Source organism: Streptomyces sp. NPDC044064, from assembly GCF_056434245.1.
The window spans coordinates 28,402-53,103 of record NZ_JBWKFN010000050.1; the positions used below are offsets into that span (position 1 = coordinate 28,402).

24 protein-coding genes and 1 pseudogene are annotated in these 24,702 nt (G+C 71.8%); 18 read left to right on the forward strand and 7 right to left on the reverse strand.

The genetic code is table 11. The features are described 5' to 3' along the window. Positions 1–137 precede the first annotated feature (137 nt). Positions 138–833: a GntR family transcriptional regulator gene (locus AC07DS_RS44230; RefSeq protein ID WP_479154387.1), complete on the forward strand. Its 696-nt coding sequence runs from the start codon at positions 138–140 to the stop codon at positions 831–833. 184 nt (positions 834–1,017) lie between these two features. On the opposite strand, the gene AC07DS_RS44235 is transcribed toward AC07DS_RS44230, so the two are convergent. Beyond that, positions 1,018–1,299 carry an HPr family phosphocarrier protein gene (locus tag AC07DS_RS44235; protein WP_071381868.1) on the reverse strand — a complete coding sequence of 94 codons (282 nt, stop codon included), beginning with the start codon at positions 1,297–1,299 and terminating at the stop codon, positions 1,018–1,020. Between the two features lie 176 nt (positions 1,300–1,475). Here AC07DS_RS44235 and AC07DS_RS44240 point away from each other — a divergent pair, with 176 nt between their 5' ends. The 4 genes from AC07DS_RS44240 to AC07DS_RS44255 all read left to right on the forward strand — a co-directional run bounded on the left by AC07DS_RS44240 (position 1,476) and on the right by AC07DS_RS44255 (position 7,108). Continuing rightward, positions 1,476–4,340 (forward strand): bifunctional acetate--CoA ligase family protein/GNAT family N-acetyltransferase, encoded by a 2,865-nt coding sequence (locus AC07DS_RS44240; protein WP_479154388.1) that lies wholly within the window; start codon positions 1,476–1,478, stop codon positions 4,338–4,340. 231 nt (positions 4,341–4,571) lie between these two features. Continuing rightward, entirely contained in the window at positions 4,572–5,168 is a 597-nt protein-coding gene (locus AC07DS_RS44245; protein ID WP_145882922.1) for a DUF5998 family protein, read from the forward strand. Further along, positions 5,168–6,412, forward strand: coding sequence for an alkaline phosphatase family protein (locus AC07DS_RS44250; RefSeq protein WP_479154389.1), 1,245 nt, complete (start codon positions 5,168–5,170; stop codon positions 6,410–6,412). The genes AC07DS_RS44245 and AC07DS_RS44250 overlap by 1 nt, the downstream gene beginning before the upstream one ends. Positions 6,413–6,457: 45 nt before the next feature. Further along, a complete protein-coding gene (locus AC07DS_RS44255) occupies positions 6,458–7,108 on the forward strand; it encodes a thymidine kinase (RefSeq protein ID WP_479154390.1) in 651 nt (216 codons plus the stop codon). Between the two features lie 70 nt (positions 7,109–7,178). On the opposite strand, the gene AC07DS_RS44260 is transcribed toward AC07DS_RS44255, so the two are convergent. Beyond that, complete coding sequence (locus AC07DS_RS44260) at positions 7,179–7,970, reverse strand: VOC family protein (RefSeq protein WP_479154391.1); 792 nt, start codon at positions 7,968–7,970, stop codon at positions 7,179–7,181. Positions 7,971–8,286: 316 nt separating this feature from the next. On the opposite strand from AC07DS_RS44260, the gene AC07DS_RS44265 reads away from it, so the two are divergent. Beyond that, a complete protein-coding gene (locus tag AC07DS_RS44265) occupies positions 8,287–9,138 on the forward strand; it encodes a sulfurtransferase (protein ID WP_479154392.1) in 852 nt (283 codons plus the stop codon). 66 nt (positions 9,139–9,204) lie between these two features. On the opposite strand, the gene sepH is transcribed toward AC07DS_RS44265, so the two are convergent. The 3 genes from sepH to AC07DS_RS44280 all read right to left on the reverse strand — a co-directional run bounded on the left by sepH (position 9,205) and on the right by AC07DS_RS44280 (position 13,270). Then, complete coding sequence (gene sepH / locus AC07DS_RS44270; protein ID WP_479154393.1) at positions 9,205–10,245, reverse strand: septation protein SepH; 1,041 nt, start codon at positions 10,243–10,245, stop codon at positions 9,205–9,207. A gap of 507 nt (positions 10,246–10,752) precedes the next feature. Then, entirely contained in the window at positions 10,753–12,072 is a 1,320-nt protein-coding gene (locus AC07DS_RS44275; RefSeq protein ID WP_479154394.1) for a D-arabinono-1,4-lactone oxidase, read from the reverse strand. Beyond that, on the reverse strand, positions 12,032–13,270 hold the full coding sequence (locus tag AC07DS_RS44280; protein WP_479154395.1) for an MFS transporter: 1,239 nt from the start codon (positions 13,268–13,270) through the stop codon (positions 12,032–12,034). Before AC07DS_RS44280 ends, AC07DS_RS44275 begins: the two co-directional genes overlap by 41 nt. A gap of 170 nt (positions 13,271–13,440) precedes the next feature. Between AC07DS_RS44280 and AC07DS_RS44285 the strand changes: the two genes are divergently transcribed. Both AC07DS_RS44285 and AC07DS_RS44290 read left to right on the forward strand, forming a co-directional pair. After that, positions 13,441–14,568: a ferrochelatase gene (locus tag AC07DS_RS44285; RefSeq protein WP_479154396.1), complete on the forward strand. Its 1,128-nt coding sequence runs from the start codon at positions 13,441–13,443 to the stop codon at positions 14,566–14,568. Between the two features lie 8 nt (positions 14,569–14,576). Beyond that, positions 14,577–15,392 carry an inositol monophosphatase family protein gene (locus tag AC07DS_RS44290; protein WP_479154397.1) on the forward strand — a complete coding sequence of 272 codons (816 nt, stop codon included), beginning with the start codon at positions 14,577–14,579 and terminating at the stop codon, positions 15,390–15,392. An 88-nt stretch (positions 15,393–15,480) separates the two neighbouring features. Here AC07DS_RS44290 and AC07DS_RS44295 read toward each other — a convergent pair whose 3' ends face one another. Next, positions 15,481–15,654, reverse strand: coding sequence for a hypothetical protein (locus tag AC07DS_RS44295; protein WP_186581674.1), 174 nt, complete (start codon positions 15,652–15,654; stop codon positions 15,481–15,483). Positions 15,655–16,067: 413 nt separating this feature from the next. Between AC07DS_RS44295 and AC07DS_RS44300 the strand changes: the two genes are divergently transcribed. The 4 genes from AC07DS_RS44300 to AC07DS_RS44315 all read left to right on the forward strand — a co-directional run bounded on the left by AC07DS_RS44300 (position 16,068) and on the right by AC07DS_RS44315 (position 19,620). Beyond that, a complete protein-coding gene (locus tag AC07DS_RS44300; RefSeq protein WP_003993508.1) occupies positions 16,068–16,721 on the forward strand; it encodes a response regulator transcription factor in 654 nt (217 codons plus the stop codon). 6 nt (positions 16,722–16,727) lie between these two features. After that, on the forward strand, positions 16,728–17,996 hold the full coding sequence (locus AC07DS_RS44305; protein WP_479154398.1) for a sensor histidine kinase: 1,269 nt from the start codon (positions 16,728–16,730) through the stop codon (positions 17,994–17,996). Between the two features lie 393 nt (positions 17,997–18,389). Continuing rightward, a complete protein-coding gene (locus AC07DS_RS44310) occupies positions 18,390–18,686 on the forward strand; it encodes a DUF4193 domain-containing protein (RefSeq protein ID WP_005481602.1) in 297 nt (98 codons plus the stop codon). Between the two features lie 13 nt (positions 18,687–18,699). After that, on the forward strand, positions 18,700–19,620 hold the full coding sequence (locus tag AC07DS_RS44315; protein WP_479154399.1) for a hypothetical protein: 921 nt from the start codon (positions 18,700–18,702) through the stop codon (positions 19,618–19,620). Between the two features lie 26 nt (positions 19,621–19,646). Here AC07DS_RS44315 and AC07DS_RS44320 read toward each other — a convergent pair whose 3' ends face one another. Next, positions 19,647–20,135 carry a DUF3093 domain-containing protein gene (locus tag AC07DS_RS44320; protein WP_145882910.1) on the reverse strand — a complete coding sequence of 163 codons (489 nt, stop codon included), beginning with the start codon at positions 20,133–20,135 and terminating at the stop codon, positions 19,647–19,649. 112 nt (positions 20,136–20,247) lie between these two features. Here AC07DS_RS44320 and AC07DS_RS44325 point away from each other — a divergent pair, with 112 nt between their 5' ends. From AC07DS_RS44325 to AC07DS_RS44350, 6 genes and pseudogenes are all read left to right on the forward strand, one after another. Further along, the gene (locus tag AC07DS_RS44325) at positions 20,248–20,832 is read left to right on the forward strand and encodes a PaaI family thioesterase (protein ID WP_479154400.1); all 585 of its coding nucleotides are present in this window, start codon (positions 20,248–20,250) and stop codon (positions 20,830–20,832) included. A gap of 23 nt (positions 20,833–20,855) precedes the next feature. Then, the gene (dut, locus tag AC07DS_RS44330; RefSeq protein WP_479154404.1) at positions 20,856–21,407 is read left to right on the forward strand and encodes a dUTP diphosphatase; all 552 of its coding nucleotides are present in this window, start codon (positions 20,856–20,858) and stop codon (positions 21,405–21,407) included. 1 nt (position 21,408) lies between these two features. Next, entirely contained in the window at positions 21,409–22,170 is a 762-nt protein-coding gene (locus AC07DS_RS44335) for a DUF3710 domain-containing protein (protein ID WP_479154401.1), read from the forward strand. A 157-nt stretch (positions 22,171–22,327) separates the two neighbouring features. After that, on the forward strand, positions 22,328–23,497 hold the full coding sequence (locus tag AC07DS_RS44340) for an alginate lyase family protein (protein ID WP_479154402.1): 1,170 nt from the start codon (positions 22,328–22,330) through the stop codon (positions 23,495–23,497). Positions 23,498–23,573: 76 nt separating this feature from the next. Continuing rightward, on the forward strand, positions 23,574–24,266 hold the full coding sequence (locus tag AC07DS_RS44345; protein ID WP_479154403.1) for an ABC transporter ATP-binding protein: 693 nt from the start codon (positions 23,574–23,576) through the stop codon (positions 24,264–24,266). A gap of 126 nt (positions 24,267–24,392) precedes the next feature. Then, a pseudogene (locus AC07DS_RS44350) lies at positions 24,393–24,702 on the forward strand (histidine kinase); the annotation flags it as partial.

The following is a 24,702-nucleotide window of genomic DNA, read 5'->3' on the forward strand; positions in this document are numbered from 1 at the left end:
CAGTGCCCGCCGCATCCGCTGTCCAAAAAATATCCATGGATTCCGGCCTGCCGTCGGAAATTCCGGCTCATTGCAATAGAGTCACGGAGCAGACGTCCATCGTCGACGTTTCACGGGGATTAAGGCGGAGGTCGGTCATGCGTATTCCGGCGCATTCGGTGTGCACGGCGATCCGGGACGACATCGTCGCGGGTGTCTACGAGCGCGGCGGCCGCCTCACCGAGGAAGTCCTCGCCCGTCGCTACGGCGTCTCGCGGGTCCCCGTCCGTGAGGCCCTGCGCACCCTGGAGGCGGAGGGCTTCGTGGTGACCCGGCGGCACGCGGGCGCGTGTGTGGCCGAGCCGACCGAGCAGGAGGCCGCCGACCTGCTGGAGATGCGCGCGCTCCTGGAGCCGCTCGGCGCCTCCCGGGCCGCCCAGCGGCGCACCGAGGCCCATCTGAAGGTGCTGCGGGGCCTGGTCCGGCTGGGTCAGGAGCGGGCCAGGCGGGGCAACAGCGAGGATCTGCGCTCGCTGGGCGCCTGGTTCCACGAGACGCTGGCGCAGGCCTCCGCAAGCCCTTCGCTGACCTCGGTGCTGACCCAGCTGCGGCACAAGATCGCCTGGATGTACACGGCGCCGGCGCCGCCGAGCCCGGTGGACTGCTGGGCGGAGCACGGCGCGATCGTGGACGCCGTGGCACGCGGAGACAGCGAGCGCGCGCGGGCGATCACGGCGATGCACACCGATCGCGCGACGGCTGCGCACCGGCTGCGGTTCGCCTCGGGCGTGGACCGTCCCGAACGTGTGAGGAACTCGCAACATGCCGTAAACATGCCGAGCCTGCGGCATTAACACGGGCGCCGTATACAAAGAGGAGATATTCGGTGGGCGGATATTTTCGCTGCCCTTTTCTCCGGCGCGCCGTCAATTCGCGGGCGCGTGCCTTCGGTGTGCCTGCGGTGAATTTCCCGGACCGGGCACCAAAAAGGCGGAAGCCGCGTCACCCGGAAAGGGTGGCGCGGCTCACCTGCATACTTCAGACGGTCTCGGGGAGCTCTTCCAGGCCCTCGGAGACCAGCTTGGCCAGACGGTCCAGGGCGATGTCCGCGCCCTCGGCGTCGGAGGCGAGGACGATCTCCTCGCCGCCCTGGGCGCCCAGGCCCAGGACAGCCAGCATGGAGGCCGCGTTGACGGGGTTGCCGTCAGCCTTGGCGATCGTCACCGGGACACCTGCGGCCGTGGCGGCCCGGACGAAGATGGAGGCGGGACGGGCGTGGAGGCCCTCGGCCCAGCCGACGTTGACGCGGCGCTCAGCCATGTGTTGCTGCCCTTCGGTGTTCAGGGTTGTCTAGACCAGTTTCCCATATCGCGAAGCATGCCCGGCGCGGACCTTCGTCCCGCCCCGGTGTGTCGTCGGACCGCGGCCTCGGTCCGGCTTGCGTCCTCACAGACTGCCTCGCGCCGTTGTCGTACGCGAGCCTTACCCTGGGGCCCATGCAGAGCCCGGCGGACCGGCAGGACCGGCACGAGTACCCCGCCCACTGGGAGGCGGACGTTGTGCTGCGCGACGGGGGTACCGCGCGCATCCGGCCCATCACCGTTGATGACGCCGACCGCCTCGTCAGCTTCTACGAGCAGGTCTCGGACGAGTCGAAGTACTACCGCTTCTTCGCGCCGTACCCGCGACTCTCGGCCAAGGACGTCCACCGCTTCACGCACCACGACTTCGTGGACAGGGTGGGACTTGCCGCCACGATCGGCGGCGATTTCATCGCCACCGTACGCTATGACCGCATTGGTCCCGATGGTCGGCCCGCCTCCGCGCCCGCCGACGAGGCAGAGGTCGCCTTCCTGGTGCAGGACGCCCACCAGGGCCGCGGGGTCGCCTCCGCCCTCCTGGAGCACATCGCCGCCGTCGCCCGCGAGCGCGGGATCCGCCGTTTCGCCGCCGAGGTGCTGCCCGCCAACACCAAGATGATCAAGGTGTTCACGGATGCCGGGTACACGCAGAAGCGCAGCTTCGAGGACGGCGTCGTGCGCCTGGAGTTCGGCCTCGAGCCCACCGACCGCTCGCTCGCGGTGCAGCGCGCGCGGGAGCAGCGCGCCGAGGCCCGCTCGGTACGGCGGCTGCTGGCGCCCGGCTCCGTCGCGGTCGTCGGCGTCGGCCGCGCGCCCGGCGGGGTGGGCCGCAGCGTCCTCGGCAACATCCGGGACGCCGGCCACCCCGGCGATCTGTACGCCGTGAACAAGGCCTTCCCCGAGGACCTCAAGGAGGTCGACGGGGTGCCCGCTCACCGCTCGGTGCGGGAGATCGACGGCCCGGTGGACCTCGCCGTCGTCGCCGTACCGGCCGAGCACGTGCCCGCGGTCGTCGCCGAGTGCGGCGAGCACGGGGTGCAGGGACTGGTCGTCCTGTCCGCCGGGTACGCCGAGAGCGGGCCCGAGGGGCGCGAGCGGCAGCGGGCCCTGGTCCGGCTCGCGCGCGCGTACGGCATGCGGATCATCGGCCCGAACGCCTTCGGTGTCATCAACACCGCGCCGGACGTCCTGCTGAACGCCTCGCTCGCCCCCGAGATGCCCCGCCCGGGCCGCATCGGCCTGTTCACACAGTCGGGGGCCATCGGCATCGCGCTGCTGTCCCGGCTGCACCGGCGCGGGGGAGGCGTCACCGGGGTCACCGGGGTGTCCACCTTCGTGTCCGCCGGGAACCGGGCCGACGTGTCCGGCAACGACGTCCTCCAGTACTGGTACGACGACCCGGAGACCGATGTCGTCCTGATGTACCTGGAGTCCCTCGGCAACCCGCGCAAGTTCACCCGCCTCGCCCGGCGCACGGCGGCGGCGAAGCCGCTCGTCGTCGTGCAGGGCGTCGGATCCGCGCCGCAGGGGCACGCGGTACGGGCCACACGGCTGCCGCACGCGACCGTCTCCGCGCTGCTGCGGCAGGCCGGGGTGATCCGGGTCGACACCATCACCGAACTGGTCGACGCGGGGCTGCTGCTCGCCCGGCAGCCGCTGCCCACGGGGCCGCGCGTGGCGATCGTCGGGAACTCCGAGTCGCTGGGCGTGCTGACGTACGACCGCTGTCTCGCGGAGGGGCTGCGGCCGTCGCCGCCGCTGGACCTGACGACCGGGGCGACGGCGGCGGACTTCCACCGGGCGCTGTCACGGGCGCTGGCGGACGAGACGTGCGACGCCGTCGTCGTCACGGCGATCCCGGCGATCGGGGAGGGATCACCGCGGGACGCGGAGCTGGCCGAGGCGCTCCGGTCGGCTGCGGCTGCCGTTCCGGGTAAGCCGGTGCTGGTGGTGCACGTGGAGCTCGGGGGGCTTGCGGAGGCGTTGTCCGCCGCGGCCAGTACGGCACCGCAGGCCCTGGCGAAGGCACCCGGAGCCGAGGGCGCCGCCCAACCGTTCCCCCCTGCGGAACGACTGCCCATCACGGAGACGGCCGCACCCGAAAGCCCCGAGAACCCCACCCCTGAAGGCACCGACTCCCGCCTCATCCCCGCCTACCCCGCCGCCGAGCGCGCAGTCCGGGCCCTTGCCGAAGCCGTGAAGTACGGGCAGTGGCGGCGGGAGGCCGCCGATCCGGGCAAGGTGCCGGAGTACGACGACATCGACGAGAAGGGGGCCGCCGAGCTGATCGGAGCACTGCTGGAGCGTGGCCAGGGGCTCACGACCGGGCAGGCGGAGACCTGCGAGCTGCTCGAGAAGTACGGCGTCCACGTGCGCCGGGCGCTGGCCGCTCCCACCCCGGACGCCGCCGCCGAGGCCGCCCGCACCCTCGGCTACCCCGTGGCCCTCAAGGCCACGGCCCCGCACCTCAGGCACCGGGCCGACCTGGGCGGCGTACGCCTCGACCTGGCGGACGAGGAGCAACTGAGGAGGGCCTACGCCGAGTTGACCGAGCTCTTCGGGCCGTCCGAGGAGCTGCGGCCGGTGGTGCAGGGGATGGCGCCCCGGGGCGTCGACACGGTCGTACGGGCGGTGATCGATCCGGCGGCCGGGGCCGTGCTGTCCTTCGGGCTCGCCGGGGCCGCCTCACAGCTGCTCGGGGACATGGCGCACCGGCTGGTCCCGGTCACCGACCGGGAGGCGACCTCACTGGTGCGGTCGATCCGGACGGCGCCGCTGCTGTTCGGCTGGCGCGGCTCCACACCCGTGGACACACCCGCACTGGAGGAGCTGCTGCTGCGGGTGTCCCGGCTGGTGGACGACCACCCCGAGGTCGTCGCCGTCACCCTGGAGCCGGTCGTCGTCGCCCAGCACGGCGTGAGCGTCCTGGGCGCCACCCTGCGGCTCGCCCCGCCACCAGCCCGCGACGACCTGGGCCCGCGCACACTGCCGGCCTACTGAGGGGGAGGGGGCCCATGGAGATCGCGAGCCTCGTGCGCGCCCTGGGCGAAGCACCGCCCGTCGTCGTCGCGTTCGAAGCGGATGCCGGCGGGCGCGAACCCGTCTCCCGTCCGAGCGCCGCCGAGCGTCTGGACATACTGACGGGACTCGTCCCGCGGCACTCGCGCACGGATGCGAGGGCCGCCACAGGTGCGCGCGACTGGCCCGGACCCCCCTTGCCCACGGATTAAGATGGACGCCATGGCCAAGACCAGTACGACGACCCAGGGGCTGCGCACGGCGATCGAGCGCAGCGGCTACTACCCGGCCCTCGTGTCCGAGGCGGTGGAGGCCGCTGTGGGCGGCGAGCCGATCCGGTCGTACCTGGTCCACCAGGAGACGACGTTCGACCAGAACGAGGTGCGGCGGCATGTGACCGTCCTCGTCCTCACCGGCAACCGGTTCATCGTCAGCCACACCGACGAGCAGGCCGCCGACAGCACCTCCCCGACGCCGTACGCCACGACGTCCACGGAGTCCGTGAAGCTCGGCCGGATCTCGTCGGTCGTGGTCAGCCGGGTCGTCGCGAACCCGGAGCAGTACACGCCGGGCACGCTGCCCCGCGAGGTCGTGCTGACCATCGGCTGGGGCGCGGTCAGCCGCATCGACCTGGAGCCCGCCGCCTGCGGCGACCCCAACTGTGAGGCCGACCACGGCTACACGGGCAACTCCACGGCGGACGACCTCAGCCTGCGCGTCAGCGAGGCCGGGGACGGCCCGGAGACCGTGCGCCAGACGCTCGCCTTCGCGCAGGCCATCTCCGAGGCGACCGCGGACATCACACGCTGATGTCCCACCCGTCTCCCTCCGCCGCCCATGACCGAGAGCGCTCCGTGTCCACCTCTGCCGCCCCCTACTCCTGGGGCCACCCGGAACCGCTCCCCCTGGACACCGCGCCGCTGCCCGAGTACGGCACCGGCTCCCTCGCCGACCTCCTCCCGACCCTGGCCGCCGGCCTCGGTGTCCCCGGCACGACCGCCGCGATCACGGAACTGACCCCGGTGGACCGGGCCTGTGTCTTCCTGGTCGACGGGCTCGGCTGGGAGCAGTTGCGGGCGCACCCCGACGAGGCCCCCTTCCTCACCTCGCTGCTCGGCAGCTCGCGCGGCGGCACCGGACGCCCGCTCACCGCCGGCTACCCGGCGACCACCGCGACCTCCCTGGCCTCCGTCGGCACCGGTCTGCCCCCGGGCGCCCACGGCCTGCCCGGCTACGCCGTCCGCAACCCGGCCACCGGCGAGCTGATGAACCAGCTCCGCTGGCAGCCGTACACCGACCCGCGCCCCTGGCAGCCGTACCCCACGATCTTCCAGCTGGCCCACGAGGCCGGGGTGCACTCCGCCCAGGTGTCCTCGCCCACCTTCCAGCACACCCCGCTGACCAAGATCGCGCTCAGCGGCGGCACCTTCCACGGACGGCTCACCGGCGAGGACCGCATGGACCTCGCCGCCGAGCAACTGGCCGCCGGTGACCGCTCCCTGGTGTACACGTACTACGCCGAGCTGGACGGCGCCGGACACCGCTACGGCGTCGCCTCCGACACCTGGCGCGGACAGCTCATGTGCGTCGACCGGCTCGCCCAGCGCCTGGCCGAGCAGTTGCCCCCGCGCAGCGCCCTGTACGTCACCGCCGACCACGGCATGGTCGACGTCCCCTTCGACGAACAGCACCGCATCGACTTCGACGAGGACTGGGAGCTGCGCGCCGGAGTCGCCCTGCTCGGCGGGGAGGGACGGGCGCGGCACGTGTACGCGGTGCCGGGCGCCGAGAACGACGTACTGACCGTCTGGCGCGAGGTGCTCGGCGAGCAGTTCTGGGTGGCCTCGCGGGACGAGGCGATCGCGGCCGGCTGGTTCGGGCCGCAGGTGGACGACCGGGTGTACGCGCGCATCGGTGACGTGGTCGCGGCCGCGCACGACGACGTCCTGATCATCGCCTCCGAGCAGGAGCCCAAGGAGTCGTCGCTGGCCGGCAACCACGGTTCGATGACCCCCGCGGAGCAGCTGGTCCCGCTGCTCGAAGTACGCTCCTGAACCTGCCCGCCCTGTGACCACTCCCCGAAAGGTGCTCAACCCCTCATGCCCGAGCTGGTGTTCTTCTCCGGAACGATGGACTGCGGGAAGTCGACACTGGCTCTGCAGATCGAGCACAACCGCTCCGCGCGCGGCCTCGCCGGCATGATCTTCACCCGGGACGACCGGGCGGGCGAGGGCAAGCTCTCATCCCGGCTGGGCCTGGTCACCGACGCGGTGGAGGTCGAGGACGGCCAGGACCTGTACGCCTACCTGGTCGAGCACCTCTCGCAGGGCGGGCGCGCGGACTATGTGATCGCGGACGAGGCGCAGTTCCTCGCGCCCCAGCAGATCGACCAGCTCGCCCGTGTGGTGGACGACCTCGGCATGGACGTCTTCGCCTTCGGGATCACCACCGACTTCCGTTCCAAGCTCTTCCCGGGTTCCCAGCGGCTGGTGGAACTGGCCGACCGCATCGAGGTGCTGCAGGTCGAGGCGCTGTGCTGGTGCGGTGCCCGCGCCACGCACAACGCCCGCACGATAGGCGGCGAGATGGTCCTGGAAGGCGCCCAGGTGGTCGTCGGCGATGTCAACCAGTCCGCGGGCGAGGTCGGCTACGAGGTGCTGTGCCGCCGCCATCACCGGCGCCGGATGACCGCAGCGGCGTCCCGCGCGGCGGCCCTGTCCCCGGACGTCCTGCCGGTGTCCTCGGCCTGAGGTCACCGCGAGCGGCTCGGCGCAGGCCCTGGACCGGCCCGCGCGCCGGCCGCCGGTGAAGCCACCCGGCTCAGCGCGGCCCCTGGACCACCGAGAAGACCGCTCCCTCCGGATCCGCCACCGTGGCGACCCGCCCGTGCTCGCTGTCCTGGGCCGGCCTGAGCACCCGGCCGCCGAGTTCGGCGACCTGCCGCAGCGTCGCGTCGGCGTCCGCGACCTCGAAGTACGTCAGCCAGTGCGGCCCCCGGTCCCGGGGCAGACCGTGGCCGACGCCGTGGATGCCGGCCACCGGGCGCCCCCCGATGCGCAGCGTCATGCAGTCGAAGCCGGCGGACAGCACCGGCTCCTCCTCGTACCCGAACACCACCTCGTAGAACTTGCTGACGCTCTCCGTCTCGAAGGTGAGCAGCTCGTTCCAGGCGGGGGTGCCGGGGACGCCGCTGAGCGACGTGCCGAAGTGGGCGCCCGCCTGCCAGATCCCGAACACCGCTCCGGTGGGGTCGGCCGCGATGGCCATCCGCCCGGCCTCGGCCGCGTCGAGCGGTCCGACGGCCACCGTGCCACCGCACAGCCGCACCTGATCGGCCGTCTGGTCCACGTCGTCCGAGGCGAGGTACGGCGTCCAGGCGACCGGCAGCCGGCGGTCCGGCGGCAGCTGGCCGATGCCCGCCACCTCGTGCCCGTCCAGCAGCGCCCGCACATAGGGGCCGAGCTGCTGCGGGCCCGGCCGGAACTCCCAGCCGAACAGCTCCCCGTAGAACTCCTCGGTCGTGGCCAGCCGGTGCACCATCAGGCTCACCCAGCAGGGCGTGCCCGGTGTGCACCACGCGTGCGGACCGGCCGACTCCCGTGCCTCGGTCATCGATCACTCTCTCCCCGGCCCCTCGCGGTGGCCGTGTCGCTTCCGCTCCCCGGAAGGGGTGTGCCGCTGGCGCGCGCACGCCCGTGCCGGTACCCGCATCCTCCGGCGTGCCGCACACCGTGCGCCGACGCCCGGGCGATACCCCTGGGAGGATGTTCGATCTGCCGCCTTTGGATGCTTCCTGACGGTGGCCGACGGGTGGCCGTCAGCTGTACAGCGTGTGCCCGATCCCGTACGCCTCGTGATCGAGCCCGCCCGGCGGAGCAGATTAGCCGGACCTGGACTCCTCGGCCACCCCTGACGTAAGGATGGACCCATGACAGCCATCATCACCGCAACCGAACTCGCCGCCGACCTGGCCGGGGAGCGTCCGCCCGTCCTGCTGGACGTCCGCTGGCAGCTGACCATGGCCAAGGCCGCGGGCGCCCCCGCCTTCGACGGCCGGGCCGAGTACACGGCCGGGCACCTCCCCGGCGCGGTCTTCGTCGACCTGGACCGGGAGCTGGCCTCGGCCCCCGGTGACAGCGGTCGCCATCCGCTGCCTGATCTGGAGGAGTTCGGCGCGGCCATGCGCCGCGCGGGCGTGTCGGCCGGACGCCCGGTCGTCGTCTACGACGGCGGACAGGGCTGGGCCGCGGCGCGCGCGTGGTGGCTGCTGCGCTGGACGGGTCACCCGGACGTACGGGTCCTCGACGGCGGGTTGCCCGCCTGGCAGGGTCCGCTGTCGACGGAGGTGCCCGAGCCGGCGGAGGGCGACTTCGAACCGGCGCCCGCCGCGGCCGGGTTGCTCGACCCGGACGGGGCCGCCGCCCTGGCCCGCTCGGGCGTCCTGCTCGACGCGCGCGCGGGGGAGCGGTACCGCGGCGAGGTGGAGCCGATCGACCGGGTCGGCGGGCACATCCCGGGCGCGGTGTCTGCGCCGACGAACGAGAACGTGGGCCCGGACGGCCGCTTCCTGCCCGCGGCGGACCTGCGGGACCGCTTCAAGGCCCTGGGCGTGTCCGAGGAGGCGCCGGTGGGCGTCTACTGCGGCTCGGGTGTCTCGGGCGCGCACGAGGTGCTGGCCCTCGCGGTCGCGGACATCGAGGCGGCCCTGTACGTCGGCTCCTGGTCGGAGTGGTCCTCGGACCCGTCCCGTCCGGTCGCCGTGGGGCCGGACCCGCAGTAGGCAACGGAACGGAAAAGAGTGGGGGCACGCACGCGTGCCCCCACTTCATACGGCCGTACGGCCGGTTTACTCCTGCTTCTTGCGCCGGGTCCCGAACACGATCTCGTCCCAGCTCGGTACGGCGGCGCGGCGGCCGGGGCGGACACCGTCGGCCTCGGCCTGGCGGTCGGTGGCTCCGACGAGCCGGTCGCGGTGGCTGCCCACCGACCGGGGCATGAGGACGTCCGCATAGGCGGAGCCGGCCGAGGCGGCGGGCGCCGGGGGCTCCTCCACCGCGGGTTCCTCGACGGGCTCCTCCGGGGGCTCCACGGGCCGTTCCGGGACCACCAGGTCGCCCCGGAAACTCGGCACCGCCTCCAACAGGCTGGTGAGCGAGTCGCGTTCGCCCGTGCTCTCCTCGGCGGGCTCGGAGGACTGGGCCGGCAGGCTCGGCCGCTCCCGGTCGCCCCGGTCGAGGGCGCGGTCCATCGAACGCTCGCGCGGCAGCCTGGCGATGCGCGGGACGAACGGGAAGCTCGGCTCCGCCACGGCGAGGTCGTCGGACTCGCCGATCAGCGAGCGCGCCTCGTCGTCCACGGCCTGGACGAGCCGCCTGGGCGGGTCGTAGGTCCAGCTCGCCGAGTGCGGTTCGCCCGCGACCCGGTAGACGAGGAGGACCTCCCAGGTGCCGTCGTCGCGGCGCCAGGAGTCCCACTGCACGGTGTCCTTCTCGGCACCGCGCAGCAGCAGCCGCTCCTGCACGGTCTCGCCGAGCAGCGGACCCGAGTTCTCGCCGGGGCGGCGGACCGGGGTCTTGCGGGCCCGCTCGGCCATGAAGGCGCGCTCGGCCAGTACCGGACCCTCGAAGCGTCGCACCCGGTCGACGGGGATGCCGGCGAGCTGGGCCACCTCTTCCGCGGTGGCACCGGCACGTATACGGGCCTGGATGTCGCGGGGACGGAGATGGCTCTCCACCTCGATCTCGATCTGACCGAGGCGTGGCCGGTCGCCGCGCACGGCGGCGCGCAGGCGTTCGTCGATCGGAAGCGTGTACTCCGTAGAGTCGGCAGCCTTGAGCACCAGCCGTGTGCCGTCATTCGAGACGGCCACGACACGCAGTTCGGGCATGGGGACCTCCCGGGTGGTGCCTGCCGACGTCACGTGCGTCGCTGCTTCCGCTAGTCGAGTGTGGCCTGCCCGGGTGCAGCCTGCCACAACCTTGCCGAGTTGCCCGGCGTGTCGGGCACGGGCCCTGGGTCGCCGTTATGGCACGGTTACCTATTCGCAACGCTAAGTGACGAACCTCATCACCCTGTGCAACAAGCCCCCTCCCGGCGGTCCTGCAAGGCCGCGGACACCCTGGTGGGAGACCGGACCCAGGGCTCGCAACAGTACTCCATTTGGACCACGTGCGTGGATTGGCGCGCCGCCCAACTTCTCGTAAGGGATGCGACTTGGCCGTACGCAAGCCGTTTCGCCGATCATGAACGTGGCGAACTTCACGCAATCCCCAGAAACGGAACTAATGGTTTCGTCCGTACTCCTCGTATTCGGACGTGCCGTCGACGGGTGTCGTCGTCGGCGGCGGCTCGACCGGCGGCGCGACGCCCACGCCCATCGGGTCCGCGGTGACGTCTACGCCCCCAGAACCCGCCGCAAGTAGTCGTTCTGGAACAGCCGTTCCGGGTCGAGGCGGTCCCGCAGCGCCGTGAACTCGCCGAAGCGCGGGTAGGTCCCGGCGAAGTACTCCGCGTCCCGTGTGTGCACCTTGCCCCAGTGCGGCCGGCCCTCGTGCGCCGTGAAGATGCGCTCTGCGGCGGTGAAATAGGCCTGGTACGGCGTGCCCCGGAACATGTGGACGGCGATGTACGCGCTGTCCCGGCCCGAGGCGGTGGACAGGGTGATGTCGTCGGCCGGGGCGGTGCGCACCTCGACCGGGAAGCTGACACGCAGTCCGGAACGGTCGACCATGGCCTTCAGTTCGCGCAGCGTCTCGGCCAGGGCCGCGCGCGGGACGGCGTACTCCATCTCCACGAAGCGCACGCGGCGCGGAGAGGTGAAGACCTTGTACGGGATGTCGGTGTACGTCCGCGCGGACAGCGCCTTGCTGGAGACCTGGGCGATCGCCGGAATGGCCGCGGGGGCGGCGCGGCCGACCCACTGGGCCACCTGGAAGACGCCGTTGGAGAGGAACTCGTCCTCGAACCACCCGGCCAGCTGCCCCACGGGCTGCTCCGGGCCCGCGCTGCGGTTGTTCCGCTTGGTGTTGGTGCTGCCGGTGTGCGGGAACCAGTAGAACTCGAAGTGCTCGTTCTCGGCCCACAGATGGTCGAACTCTGCCAGCACCCGCTCGAAGGGCATGGGTTCCTCGCGCGCGGTGAGCAGGAAGAGCGGCTCCACGGCGAAGGTGATCGCGGTGACGATGCCGAGCGCGCCGAGCCCGATCCGGGCGGCCGCGAAGACCTCCGGGTTCTCCTTCTCGGAGCAACTCAGCACCGAGCCCTCGGCGGTGACGAGTTCGAGCGCCTTGATCTGGGCGGCGATGGAGGCCGACTCGCGGCCCGTGCCGTGGGTGCCGGTGCTGGTGGCACCGGAGACGGTCTGCTCCATGATGTCGCCCATGTTGGTGAGCGACAGGCCCTCGCGCGCCAGGACCGCGTTGAGTCTCTTGAGCGGGGTGCCCGCCTCGACCGTGACGGTCATGGCGTCCCGGTCGATGCTGCGAATGCCGGTCAGCAGTTGAGGGCAGATCAGCACACCGTCGGTGGCGGCGATGGACGTGAAGGAGTGCCCGGTGCCGACCGCCTTCACCTTCAGGCCGTCCTCGGCCGCCTTGCGCACGGCCGCGGCCAGTTCCTCCACCGAGGCCGGCTCGACCTGCCGGGCGGGGCGGGCGGCGACATTGCCGCCCCAGTTACGCCAGGTGCCGTTCTTCGCGCTCGCTGTGGTGCTCAACGGTGCCTCCCCGACCCGCGGCCGGCCTGCGGAGCCGGCGGTACCCCAGGAAACCGACCGCGACCGCGACGGCTCCGGACACGACCGGAACCCCGTACCCGGCACGCGCACCGGCTGCGTCGATCACCCAGCCGGCCACGGAGGAGCCGAGCGCAACGCCGACCGCGAGGCCGGTGCTGACCCAGGTCATGCCCTCGGTCAGCTTCGCGCGAGGTACGTGCTCTTCGATGAGGGACATCGTCGTGATCATCGTCGGTGCGATGGACAGCCCCGCAACGAACAGCGCCACGGCCAGAAGCGGCAAGTTTCCGACCAGTAGGAGGGGGATCATACTCACGGCCATCGCCCCCACGCCCAGCAGCCAGCGACGTTCCGGGGCTCCCGAGAAGCGCAGCAGCCCGAACACGGCACCCGCGACACAGGAACCGGCCGCGTACAGCGCCAGCACCACGCTCGCGGCCGCCTTGTGGCCGTGCTCGTCGGCGAAGGCGACGGTGACCACGTCGACCGCCCCGAAGATCGTCCCCGTGGCCGCGAAGGTCGCCACCAGGACCTGGAGCCCGGCCGAGCGCAGCGCGCTGCCGCCGTCGTGCCGCTCGCGCGGGTGCGGCTCCGGCTCGGTGGCGCGCTGGGCGGTCAGCCAGAAGACGCCGACGGCGAGGAAGCAGGCCGCCAGTAGGGGACCCGCCTCCGGGAACCAGGCCGTGGACAGGCCGATGGAGATGATCGGCCCGAAGATGAAGCACACCTCGTCCACCACCGACTCGAACGAATAGGCGGTGTGCAGCTTCTCCGTGCCCCGGTACAGGGCCGCCCAGCGGGCCCGGATCATCGCGCCCAGGCTCGGCACCGTGCCGATGCCGGCCGCGCAGACGAACAGCATCCAGTCCGGCCACCCGAGATGCGCGGTGAGCAGCAGTCCGGCGGCCGCCAGGAGCGCCGCCAGGGTCGCGGGGCGCAGCACCCGGCGCTGGCCGTGCCGGTCGACCAGCCGGGATATCTGCGGTCCGACCGCGGCGGCGGACAGGGCGATGGTGGCCGACAGCGCGCCCGCGAGGCCGTAGCGCCCGGTGAGCTGGGAGACCATCGTGACCACGCCGATGCCCATCATCGACAGTGGCATCCGGCCGACGAAGCCGGCTGCGGAGAAGCTCTTGGTGCCGGGCTCGGCGAACAGGGCGCGGTAGGGGCTGGGCACGTGGTCTCCGGGACATCGGTAAGGCGCGAATGCGGCTGATACAGCTTACGAGTTAGGTGACCCTAATTGCACCAGGAATCACGGCCGGAAATACCGGACTAAACCGTCTGGAACTCGACTCTTCACTCTGCTGTTGCCCGGCCGTCAGGGCCGGGTGGCAGGATCGACCCATGCCAGACGCGCTCGATGCCACCCCCTACGACGCCCTGCTCCTGCTCTCGTTCGGCGGCCCCGAAGGCCCCGACGACGTGGTCCCGTTCCTGGAGAACGTCACGCGCGGGCGTGGCATCCCCAAGGAACGGCTCAAGGAAGTCGGGCAGCACTACTTCCTGTTCGGCGGGGTCAGCCCGATCAACGACCAGAACCGCGCCCTGCTGGACGCCCTGCACAAGGACTTCGCCGAGCACGGCCTGGACCTGCCGGTCTACTGGGGCAACCGCAACTGGGCGCCGTACCTGACGGACACCCTGCGCCAGCTGGTCGCCGACGGCCGGCGTCGCGTCCTGGTGCTCGCCACCAGCGCCTACGCCTCCTACTCGGGCTGCCGCCAGTACCGCGAGAACCTCGCCGACGCGCTGGCCACCCTGCAGGCCGAGGGCCTCGAACTGCCGAAGATCGACAAGCTGCGGCACTACTTCAACCACCCCGGCTTCGTCGAGCCCATGGTCGACGGCGTGCTGCGCTCCCTGGCCGACCTCCCCGAGGACGTCCGCGACGGCGCCCACATCGCCTTCAGCACCCACTCCATCCCGACCGCCGCCGCCGACACCTCCGGCCCGGTCGAGGTCCACGGCGAGGGCGGCGCGTACGTCGAGCAGCACCTGGACGTGGCCCAGCTGATCGCCGACGCGGTCCGTGAGCGCACCGGCGTCGACCACCCCTGGCGGCTCGTCTACCAGTCCCGCTCCGGCGCCCCGCACATCCCCTGGCTGGAGCCGGACATCTGCGACCACCTCGAGGAGCGGCACGCCGCCGGCGCCCCGGCCGTCGTCATGGCGCCCATCGGCTTCGTCTCGGACCACATGGAGGTCCTCTACGACCTCGACACCGAGGCCACGGCCAAGGCCGGGGAACTGGGCCTGCCGGTGCGCCGCTCGGCCACCGTGGGCGCCGACCCGCGGTTCGCCGCGGCGGTCCGTGAGCTGATCCTGGAGCGGGCCGCCGTGGAGCGCGGGCAGGAGGTCACGCCGTGCGCCCTGGGCGCGCTCGGCGCGAGCCACAACCTCTGCCCGGTGGGCTGCTGCCCGGCCCGTGCCCCCCACCCGGCCGCCGCCGGCGCCGACAGCCCCTACGCGTGAGGAGACCCGTGACCGACGCCCTGCACAGGGAACTGCTCGACCTGGCCCAGGAGGCCGCCCGCCGCGCCGGCGAGCTGCTGCGGGACGGCCGTCCCGCCGATCTGGCGGTGGCCAGGACCAAGTCGAGCCCGATCGACGTCGTCACCGAGATGGACATCGCGGCGGAGAAGCTGATCACCGGCCTGATCTCCGACCGCCGCCCGGCCGACGGCTTCCTCGGCGAAGAGGGCGCCGACACCGTGGGCACCAGCGGCGTCCGCTGGGTGATCGACCCGCTCGACGGCACCGTCAACTATCTGTACGGGCTGCCGACCTGGGCCGTGTCCATCGCGGCCGAGCTGGACGGCGAGACCGTCGTCGGGGTCGTCGCGGCACCGATGCGAGGCGAGACGTACCACGCGGTGCGCGGCGGCGGCGCCTGGGCCACGGGCGCATGGGAGGGCGAGCGGGCATTGTCCTGCCGCCCCGCGCCCCCGCTGGACCAGGCCCTGGTCTCCACGGGCTTCAACTACGTCGCCGAGGTCCGCGCCCACCAGGCCGGGGTGGCCGGCCGGCTGATCCCGCTGCTGCGGGACATCCGCCGCAGCGGCTCGGCCGCGGTCGACCTGTGCGATGTGGCCTGCGGCCGCCTGGACGGGTACTACGAGCGGGGACTCAACGCCTGGGACTTCGCGGCAGGGGACCTGATCGCGCGGGAGGCGGGCGCGCTGACCGGTGGACGGCCCGGAGAGCGCCCGTCACGTGATCTGACGGTCGCGGGTACACCGGGCGTCTTCGAGCCCCTTCAGCGCCTGCTGGAGGAATTCGGGGCCTGGCACGACTGACGGGACCGCGCCGGTGCAGGACGCGAGAACGACGGAACCCCCCGGCGCTGGATTCGCCGGGGGGTTCCGCCGTTGTGCTGCGGGCCGATCAGACGCGTGACGCGCCGACCTCCACACCGTGTTCGGCGGCGAGGCGCCGCAGGTCGTCGAGCTCGGCCTGCTCCACCTCGGCGAGGAAGTCGTCGCCCTCGTCACGAGCCCGCGACAGGTCGGACTCGGTCGCCCTTATGCGCTGCAGAAGTCCTGCGGTGAATGCGTCCATGCTGCGCCCCCTCGTCCTGGGTCGTGGGTCGGTGGCACGGGGGTGTGCCGTTGGGAAGGGGCGATCACGTCTTACGCGGGTGCCCAGCGCCCCCCTGCCGGGCGGCGACGGTGCCGGACACCCGCGCCCGCTCTGCGGAAGCGGACTACGACGTACCGCATGGTGTTGCGGCACATGCAGAGCGTGATCGCGGGGTGTAAAGCCGTCCTCCCCCCGCGCCCTTCCGCGGAAACCTCAACCGCCAGAGAAAATCCCGCATTCCCGCCCCGGGAGCCGCGTCCCTGCGGCCCGGACCCCGCCTTACAGCCGACTTATGACCGAAAAGGGCAGGATGGAGGCCACATCCCACGGACACCCCTGCCCGCGCGCGCTCACTGAGCGCTACGCGGGTGGACACAGGAAGGACTAGCGACGTGCGCGTACTCGTCGTCGAGGACGAGCAGCTGCTCGCCGATGCGGTGGCCACCGGACTGCGCCGGGAGGCCATGGCCGTCGACGTCGTGTACGACGGTGCGGCCGCCCTGGAGCGCATCGGCGTCAACGACTACGACGTGGTCGTCCTCGACCGCGACCTCCCCCTCGTGCACGGCGACGACGTCTGCCGCAAGATCGTGGAGCTGGGCATGCCCACGCGCGTGCTCATGCTCACCGCGTCCGGCGACGTCAGCGACCGTGTCGAGGGCCTGGAGATCGGCGCGGACGACTATCTCCCCAAGCCGTTCGCGTTCAGTGAGCTGATCGCGCGCGTGCGCGCCCTCGGACGCCGTACGAGCGTGCCGCTGCCCCCGGTCCTGGAGCGTGCGGGCATCAAGCTCGACCCCAACCGCCGCGAGGTCTTCCGCGACGGCAAGGAGGTCCAGCTCGCACCCAAGGAGTTCGCGGTCCTCGAGGTGCTGATGCGCAGCGAGGGCGCGGTCGTCTCGGCCGAGCAGCTGCTGGAGAAGGCCTGGGACGAGAACACCGACCCGTTCACCAACGTGGTCCGTGTCACGGTCATGACGCTGCGTCGCAAGCTCGGCGAGCCGCCCGTGATCGTCACCGTGCCCGGCTCCGGCTACCGGATCTGATCCGCCGTGGCCACGACACCCGCGCCCACCCAGACGCCTCCGAAGCCCACCTGGGACCCCCGGCGGCCGCAGCCGCCCTTCCCGTGGCTGCGCCCGACGATCCGGATACGGCTCACGCTGCTGTACGGCGGCATGTTCCTGATTGCCGGCATCCTGCTGCTGTCGATCATCTACCTGCTGGCCGCGCAGGCGATCACCACCGGCAACATGCCGCCGTTCCGGATCGTCAGCTTCAACCAGGGCTCCCAGCTGAAGATCACCAGTGACTACTGCCCCGCGATCAACATGGCCGGGAACACGTCCGGTCTGTCGCTCCAGGACTTCAACGACGCGATCAGCCACTGCGTCGACCTGCGGCGCCAGTCGGCCCTGGACGACCTGCTCAGCCGCTCGCTGCTGGCCCTGCTGGGCCTCGCCGTGATCGCCTTCGCGTTCGGCTACGCGATGGCGGGCCGCGTGCTGTCCCCGCTCGGCCGGATCACCCGCACCGCCCGTCAGGTCGCCGGATCGGATCTGTCCCGCCGGATCGAGCTGGACGGCCCGGACGACGAGCTGAAGGAGCTGGCGGACACCTTCGACGACATGCTGGAGCGGCTGGAGCGCGCCTTCACGGCCCAGCAGCGCTTCGTCGGCAACGCCTCCCACGAGCTGCGCACACCGCTCGCGATCAACCGCACGCTCCTGGAAGTGCACCTGTCCGACCCGAACGCCCCCGTGGAGCTGCAGCAGCTCGGCAGGACGCTGCTGGCCACCAACGAGCGCAGCGAGCAGCTGGTGGAGGGCCTGCTGCTGCTCGCCCGCAGCGACAACCAGATCGTCGAGCGCAAACCGGTCGACCTGGCCGAGGTGGCCGGGCAGGCCGTCGACCAGGTACACGCCGAGGCGGCGGCCAAGGGCGTCAAGATTCGCGGTGAGCGCAAACCCGCCGTGGTGCAGGGCAACGGCGTGCTGCTGGAGCGGATCGCGCTGAACCTCGTACAGAACGCCGTGCGCTACAACATGGCCGAGAATGGATGGGTCGAGGTCACCACGGAGGTGGAGCACGGACAGGCGGTGCTGACCGTCTCGAACACCGGGCCGGTCGTGCCGGCGTACGAGGTCGACAACCTCTTCGAGCCCTTCAGGCGGCTCCGTACGGAGCGCACGGGGAGCGACAAGGGTGTGGGCCTCGGCCTGTCCATCGTCCGGTCCGTGGCCCGCGCGCACGGCGGCCACATCGTGGCGCAGCCCCGCGAGGGCGGCGGCCTGGTGATGCGCGTCACCCTGCCGTTGTGACACAGATCCGACACACGCGGAGGATGTTCGCTTTGCGCGGAATTTTCTGGGCACCCTTTCAGGTTGACCCTGTGTGATCGATCACATGGGCGGATTTCCAGCCATGTACTCTCCGTGATCATGACAGGAGCCATAAAGCCGGGAAAATCCTGGTTTTCAGGGCTCTTGATCACGGGAAGTACACGGTGAGGCGCCTTTGAGGTGCGGCATTCGAACCGTGTACGGTCCTCACCGCCATCCAAGCCGATCACTCTTGAGGTGTCGGGTTGGGTGTCGATTGAGTAACAGACCTTGATGTGAGGCAAAATCTCCGCCTCAGGTCGGGCACAAGTCCGGCCTCTCACGCGTTACGTGCGCTGGAGACACCGCAGACACCCAGAGGGGGAGAGCGACATGGCAACCGATTACGACACTCCACGCAAGACCGACGACGACGTCGACTCGGACAGTCTTGAAGAGCTGAAGGCCCGTCGGAACGACAAGTCCACCTCGGCGGTGGACGTCGACGAGTTCGAGGCCGCCGAGGGCCTCGAACTGCCGGGCGCCGACCTCTCGAACGAGGAGCTGGCCGTCCGTGTGCTGCCCAAGCAGCAGGACGAGTTCACGTGCATGAGCTGCTTCCTGGTGCACCACCGCAGCCAGCTGGCCCGGGAGAAGAACGGTCAGCCGATCTGCCGCGACTGCGACTGAGGACGGGTCGGCCGTGACTGGCTCGACCCCTCCACGGAAGCGCCGCTTCCCCCTGCCGGGAGCGGACAAGGGGCCGCACGACGGCCCGTACGGCGCGCGTGACGACGAGCGGGGCTCGCCCGGTGTGGGAGCCTCGCTCGAACCGGCGTCGGGCCCAGAAGGCCCGCCGACGCCGGCGCGGCGGCCCGCGCCTGTCGCCAGGCGGCGGGCCGCGGTGATCCGTGACAAGGCCCGGGACATGGCCCGGGAAGGCGCCCGTATGGGCGGCAGCCGCGCCAGGGCGGGGCTGGCGTACATCACGGACCGGGTCATCGAGATCGCCCCGCGTGTCCCCGTACGCGACCTCGCGACGCTGCGCAGGCAGTTCCCGGGCCTCGGGCCCGAGGAGATCGCCGACAAACTCGTGGCGGGCGCGGCCGGCGCGACCTCGACGGTCGGGGCCGGGATCGGTGCTGCGGCGATGCTGCCGGTGCCGCCTGCCATGCCGACCGAACTGGCCGCGGAGATCACCGGGGTCGCGGCGATCGAGCTCAAGCTGATCGCCGAGCTGTACGAGCTGTACGGCGTGCGGCCGCCCGGGAACGTGGTGGCCCGCAGTACCGCGTATCTGTCCTCCTGGTCGGGGGAGCGCGGGATCGACGTGATGAAGCCGTCGACGGTCAACACGGCCCTCGGGGGCCAGATGAAACGCGAGCTGCGTCAGCAGATCATGAAGCGGATGGTCCGGGACCTGCCCAACCTCATGCCGTTCATGGTGGGCGCGGCGGTGGGGGCGGTCATGAACCGCCGGGACACCAGAAAGCTCGCCGCGCGGGTCCGGGCCGACCTGCGGAAGATCCAGGTGCCCTGGGAAGCGCTGGCGGAGCTGCCGCCGCTGGAGAAGCCCGCCAGGCCCCTGAAGCTGGACGAGCCTCCCGAGGACTGGGGGGACTGACGTCCCCCGCACGTCCCCGCACGCGGTTACGCCTGCTGGTCCTCGGACCGGCCGCCCGCCCGGTGCTTCGCCGCCTCGATGGCCGCCGCCAGCAGCTCCGGCTCGCGCGTCGACAGGTACAGGTACGGCGTCGGGTCCTGCGGGTCGGTGACCTCCACGCGCAGGGCCCTCGGGATGTAGGCGCGCAGCAGCAGGAACGCGCGGGTGTCGGCCTTGTACGTGCGCCAGGCGCGGGCCTCCTCCGGGTCCAGGATCTCCGCGTCGCCGAGCGCCGACACCGGGATCTTCGCCTCGCCCGCGATCAGCGAGTCGCCCACGACACGGATGCGCAGGGAGCCGTAGGCACTGGCCACCACCGCGGCCGCGGCCGTACCGCCGACCAGGCCGCCGAGCAGCGGCAGCGTGCCGAACGGGAGCAGGATCAGGGCGAACGAGACGCCCACGAGGAAGCTGATCAGCCACCACGAGCGGGGGGCGGTGAGGCGTTCTTCGTAGGGAGTGGCGGAGAGCTGCATGGGGCCAAGCTTGGCACGGTATCCGGATATCGCCGGAGTCGGGGCAGCCGGGGCGAAGCGCTGTCGGGTGGGGCGGTGGTGGGTGACGGGCGGGCGGGTAAGGTCTGCGCCTGTGAGTGGTAGTTCCGCAGCTCTTCAGCCCCCCGCCTACGCCGTGCAACCGGTGCGGCACCCCGATGCTCCCGCACCCGGCGAGCTTCTCGGTGCCCACTACGAACACTGTTTCGGTTGTGGTCCCGCGCAGTCGCACGGCCTGCACCTGGAGGCACGTGCCGGTGCGGGCGTCTCGCTGACCGCCGAGTTCACCGTCCAGCCCGCCCATCAGGGCGCCCCGGGCCTCGCGCACGGCGGAGTGCTGGCCAGCGCCCTCGACGAGACCCTCGGCTCGCTGAACTGGCTGCTGCGGACCATCGCCGTCACCGGCCGGCTGGAGACCGACTTCGTGCGGCCGGTCCCGGTGGACACCACGCTGTACCTGGAGGCGGAGGTCACCGCCGTGGCCGGGCGGAAGATCTACTCCACCGCCACCGGCCGGATCGGGAGCCCCGACGGGCCCGTCGCCGTCCGTGCGGACGCCCTCTTCATCGAGGTGAAGGTCGACCACTTCATCGACCACGGCCGCGAGGCGGAGATCCAGGCCGCCATGAGCGACCCGGACCAGATCCGCCGTGCCCGCGCCTTCGAGGTGAACCCGTGAGCTTCGAGCACCCCCTCGGCCCGCTGGGCCGCGAGCCCCTGAACGTGCAGATCCGCCGCGTCGACCCGGACGTACCGCTTCCTGCGTACGAACACCCCGGGGACGCCGGAGCCGATCTGCGGACCACCGAGGCCTGTGAACTCGGGCCCGGTGAGCGGGCCGTGCTGCCCACGGGAGTGTCGATCGCCCTCCCGGAGGGGTACGCGGCCTTCGTGCACCCACGTTCCGGGCTCGCCGCCCGCTGCGGTGTCGCCCTCGTGAATGCCCCGGGGACGGTTGATGCCGGGTACCGTGGGGAGATCAAGGTGATCGTGGTGAATCTCGACCCGCGCGAGGCAGTGCGGTTCGAGCGCTTCGACCGGATTGCCCAACTGGTCGTCCAGCAGGTCGAGAGGGTCCGCTTCCAGGAGGTGGCGGAACTTCCCGGCTCGGCGCGGGCCGAAGGGGGCTTCGGGTCCACCGGTGGCCACGCCTCGGTGGGCGACGAAAGCGGCACAAGCGGTCCGGCCGCCATGGGCGGCGGGACGGGTGGGAATCGATACGCTTCGGTCGTATCCGACCGGGAAGGACAGTGACGTGTTCGGACGTCGCAAGAAGAAGGGTGCCGCCGAGGACGCGGCCGGCGAGGCCGAGCAGGTCGTCGACAGCGTCGACACCGAGGCGGACGAGGAAGAGGCCGAGCGCGAGCGTGTCCGGCTGGAGCCCGAGCCCCGGCCCGACGGGCCGTGGGACAGCACCGAGGTGAACGAGCCGGGCGAGGGCCGGGTGGACCTCGGCGGCGTTTTCGTGCCGGGCGTCGACGGCATGGAGCTGCGGGTCGAGGTCGCCGGTGACGCGATCGTCGCGGCGACCGTCGTGCTGCGCGACAGCGCCATCCAGCTGCAGGCCTTCGCCGCGCCCAAGCGCGAGGGCATCTGGGGCGAGGTCCGCGAGGAGATCGCGGGCGGCATCACCCAGCAGGGCGGCATCGTCGACGAGGTCGAGGGGCCGCTGGGCTGGGAGCTGCGCGCCCAGGTGCCGGTGCAGCTGCCGGACGGCACGGGCGGCTTCCAGGTCGTGCGGTTCGTCGGTGTGGACGGCCCGCGCTGGTTCCTGCGCGGTGTGATCTCGGGTCAGGCCGCCGTGCAGCCGCAGGTCGCCGGCCTGCTGGAGCAGATCTTCCGGGACACCGTCGTGGTCCGCGGCGAGGGCCCGATGGCGCCCCGCGACCCGATCGTCCTCAAGCTGCCGAACGACGCCCAGATGGTTCCCGAGGGTGTCCAGCAGGAGGAGGGCTCGCGCTTCTCCGGCGGCATGGGCCAGCTGCAGCGCGGACCGGAGATCACCGAGGTCCGCTGACAACGCGACGACGAAGGGCCGCACCCCACGGGGTGCGGCCCTTTCGCATGCGTGCGCGCCGGACCCCTTGACGGCGGATTGGTCCGTACCTACGGTCTCGGCTCAACGCCTGCGTTCACAAAGGCGCTCCACGTTCACATACAAGAACGGATCCGCCATGCGCCGTACCGGTCTGCTCGCCGCCCTGGCCTCCCTGCTGCTGGGCGCCCTCACGGCACCCGCCGCCCACTCGGCCCCCACCGCCTTCGTCCATCCCGGAGTCACCGTCTCCCGGAGCCAGCTGGACTTCGCCCGCGGCAAGGTGCTGGCCGGCGTCCAGCCCTGGAAGGGCGCGTACGACCGGATGACGGCGAGCCCGTACGCCGACCTGAACCGCACGCCCAAGCCGCGGGCCACCGTGGAGTGCGGCTCCTACTCCAACCCCGACCACGGCTGCACCGACGAGCGCCAGGACGCGATCGCCGCCTACACCGACGCGCTCGCCTGGTACGTCACCCGCGACCCGCGCTACGCCCAGAAGGCCATCCAGATCATGGACGCCTGGTCGGCCACCATCACCAGCCACACCAACAGCAACGCACCCCTGCAGACCGGCTGGGCGGGCTCCTCCTGGCCCAAGGCCGCCGAGATCATCAAGTACACGTACCCGGGCGGCTGGGCCGGCCAGGGCCGTTTCGCGGCCATGCTCCGCAACGTCTATCTGCCGGTCGTCATCAAGGGCTCCAACTCCAACGGCAACTGGGAGCTGTCGATGACGGAGGCCGCCGTCGGCATCTCCGTCTTCCTCGACGACAAGGCGTCCTACGACACCGCCATGGCCAGGTTCCGCACCCGTGCCGCCGCCTACGTCTACCTCGCCTCCGACGGCGACCTGCCGAAGACCGTGCCCAGCCAGAAGCTGGACACCCGCGACAAGATCGTCTCCTACTGGCAGGGCCAGTCCACCTTCGTCACCGGGCTCACCCAGGAGACCTGCCGGGACTTCGTGCACACCGGGTACGGCATCTCCGCGATGTCGCACGTCGCCGAGACCAGCCGGATCCAGGGCCAGGACCTGTACGGCACCGATGTCGGCGAGCGGCTGCGGCAGGCGCTCGGATTCCAGTCCAAGTACCAGCTCGGCGCGGCCGTCCCCGGCTGGCTGTGCGGCGGCTCCCTGAAGCTCGGGCTCGGCCCGGTCACCGAGGTCGGCTACAACGCCCTGCACAACCGCCTCGGCATCGCCTTGACCAACACCCGGACGCTGACCCTGGACAACCGCCCGGCCGGCAGCAACAACCTCTTCGTCGCCTGGGAGACCCTCACCCACGGCGACAACCCGAACTGAACCGTTGAACGGCCGGGCCCTCCGCGGCGATACTGGCGCCCGGCCCGCGGGACACGGGGGACACGGGGGAGGCGGAATGAGTCAGGTGCTCACCGAGACCATGGTGCGCGTCGAGGACGTCCACAAGTCGTTCGGACGCGGCGCCGCCGCCGTCCACGCCCTGCGCGGGGTCTCCTTCGAGGTTCCGCGCGGCGAACTCGTCGCCCTCAAGGGGCGCTCGGGCTCCGGCAAGACCACCCTGCTGAACATCGTCGGCGGACTCGACACCCCCGACCGCGGGCGGGCCGAGGTCGACGGGCAGGATCTGGCCGGGCTCGGCGAGAGCCGGCTGCTGGAGCTGCGCCGGGACCGGATCGGGTTCGTCTTCCAGTCCTTCGGGCTCATCCCGATCCTCACCGCCGCCGAGAACGTCGGCGTGCCCCTGCGGCTGCGCCGGGCCGACCCGCGCGAGCGCGAGGAGCGCGTCGACCTGCTGCTCTCCCTCGTCGGGCTCGCCGACCACGCGGCCCAGCGGCCGGGCGAGCTGTCCGGCGGTCAGCAGCAGCGCGTCGCCATCGCCCGCGCCCTCGCGAACCGCCCCGCCCTGATCGTCGCCGACGAGCCCACCGGCCAGCTGGACGCCGAGACCGGGCACGCCGTCATGGAGCTGCTGCGGGCCGTCGTGCGCAGCGAGGGGGCCACCGCGCTGGTCGCCACGCACGACGCGACCCTGCTCGACCTGGCCGACCGGGTGCTGGAGCTGCGGGACGGCGAGATCGTCGAGCGCTGACGGCCTCGGCCGCCATCAGAGTTGCGTCAAAGACCCCTGTTGACCGGGCCATCGTCCCGTTTGTCCGCATCGTTGGTCGTAAGGTCGACGCTGCGTACGCAGCAGATACCGGAAGACAATGGGGCCATGGCACGCGGCAAGCTTCGGATCTACCTCGGCGCGGCACCGGGCGTCGGCAAGACCTACGCCATGCTGTCCGAGGCGCACCGCCGGGTGGAGCGCGGCACCGACTGCGTGGTGGCCTACGTCGAGCACTACGGCCGGCCGCGCACCGAGGTGATGCTGCACGGCCTGGAGCAGATACCGCGCCGGGAGCTGGAGTACCGGGGCGCCACCTTTGGCGAGATGGACGTCGACGCGGTGCTGCGCCGCGCCCCCGCCGTCGCCCTCGTGGACGAGCTGGCGCACACCAACGTCCCCGGCTCGCGCAACGCCA

Bases quoted from the DNA above. Each gene is read 5' to 3' on its own strand.
- AC07DS_RS44255 (WP_479154390.1), top strand. From the start codon at position 6,458: ATGCCCGAGCTGGTGTTCTTCTCCGGAACGATGGACTGCGGGAAGTCG.
- AC07DS_RS44345 (WP_479154403.1), top strand. From the start codon at position 23,574: ATGAGTCAGGTGCTCACCGAGACCATGGTGCGCGTCGAGGACGTCCAC.
- AC07DS_RS44265 (WP_479154392.1), top strand. From the start codon at position 8,287: ATGACAGCCATCATCACCGCAACCGAACTCGCCGCCGACCTGGCCGGG.
- AC07DS_RS44320 (WP_145882910.1), bottom strand. From the start codon at position 20,135: ATGCAGCTCTCCGCCACTCCCTACGAAGAACGCCTCACCGCCCCCCGC.
- sepH (WP_479154393.1), bottom strand. From the start codon at position 10,245: ATGCCCGAACTGCGTGTCGTGGCCGTCTCGAATGACGGCACACGGCTG.
- AC07DS_RS44310 (WP_005481602.1), top strand. From the start codon at position 18,390: ATGGCAACCGATTACGACACTCCACGCAAGACCGACGACGACGTCGAC.
- AC07DS_RS44340 (WP_479154402.1), top strand. From the start codon at position 22,328: ATGCGCCGTACCGGTCTGCTCGCCGCCCTGGCCTCCCTGCTGCTGGGC.
- AC07DS_RS44285 (WP_479154396.1), top strand. From the start codon at position 13,441: ATGCCAGACGCGCTCGATGCCACCCCCTACGACGCCCTGCTCCTGCTC.
- AC07DS_RS44235 (WP_071381868.1), bottom strand. From the start codon at position 1,299: ATGGCTGAGCGCCGCGTCAACGTCGGCTGGGCCGAGGGCCTCCACGCC.
- AC07DS_RS44295 (WP_186581674.1), bottom strand. From the start codon at position 15,654: ATGGACGCATTCACCGCAGGACTTCTGCAGCGCATAAGGGCGACCGAG.
- AC07DS_RS44240 (WP_479154388.1), top strand. From the start codon at position 1,476: ATGCAGAGCCCGGCGGACCGGCAGGACCGGCACGAGTACCCCGCCCAC.
- AC07DS_RS44230 (WP_479154387.1), top strand. From the start codon at position 138: ATGCGTATTCCGGCGCATTCGGTGTGCACGGCGATCCGGGACGACATC.
- AC07DS_RS44245 (WP_145882922.1), top strand. From the start codon at position 4,572: ATGGACGCCATGGCCAAGACCAGTACGACGACCCAGGGGCTGCGCACG.
- AC07DS_RS44250 (WP_479154389.1), top strand. From the start codon at position 5,168: ATGTCCCACCCGTCTCCCTCCGCCGCCCATGACCGAGAGCGCTCCGTG.
- AC07DS_RS44260 (WP_479154391.1), bottom strand. From the start codon at position 7,970: ATGACCGAGGCACGGGAGTCGGCCGGTCCGCACGCGTGGTGCACACCG.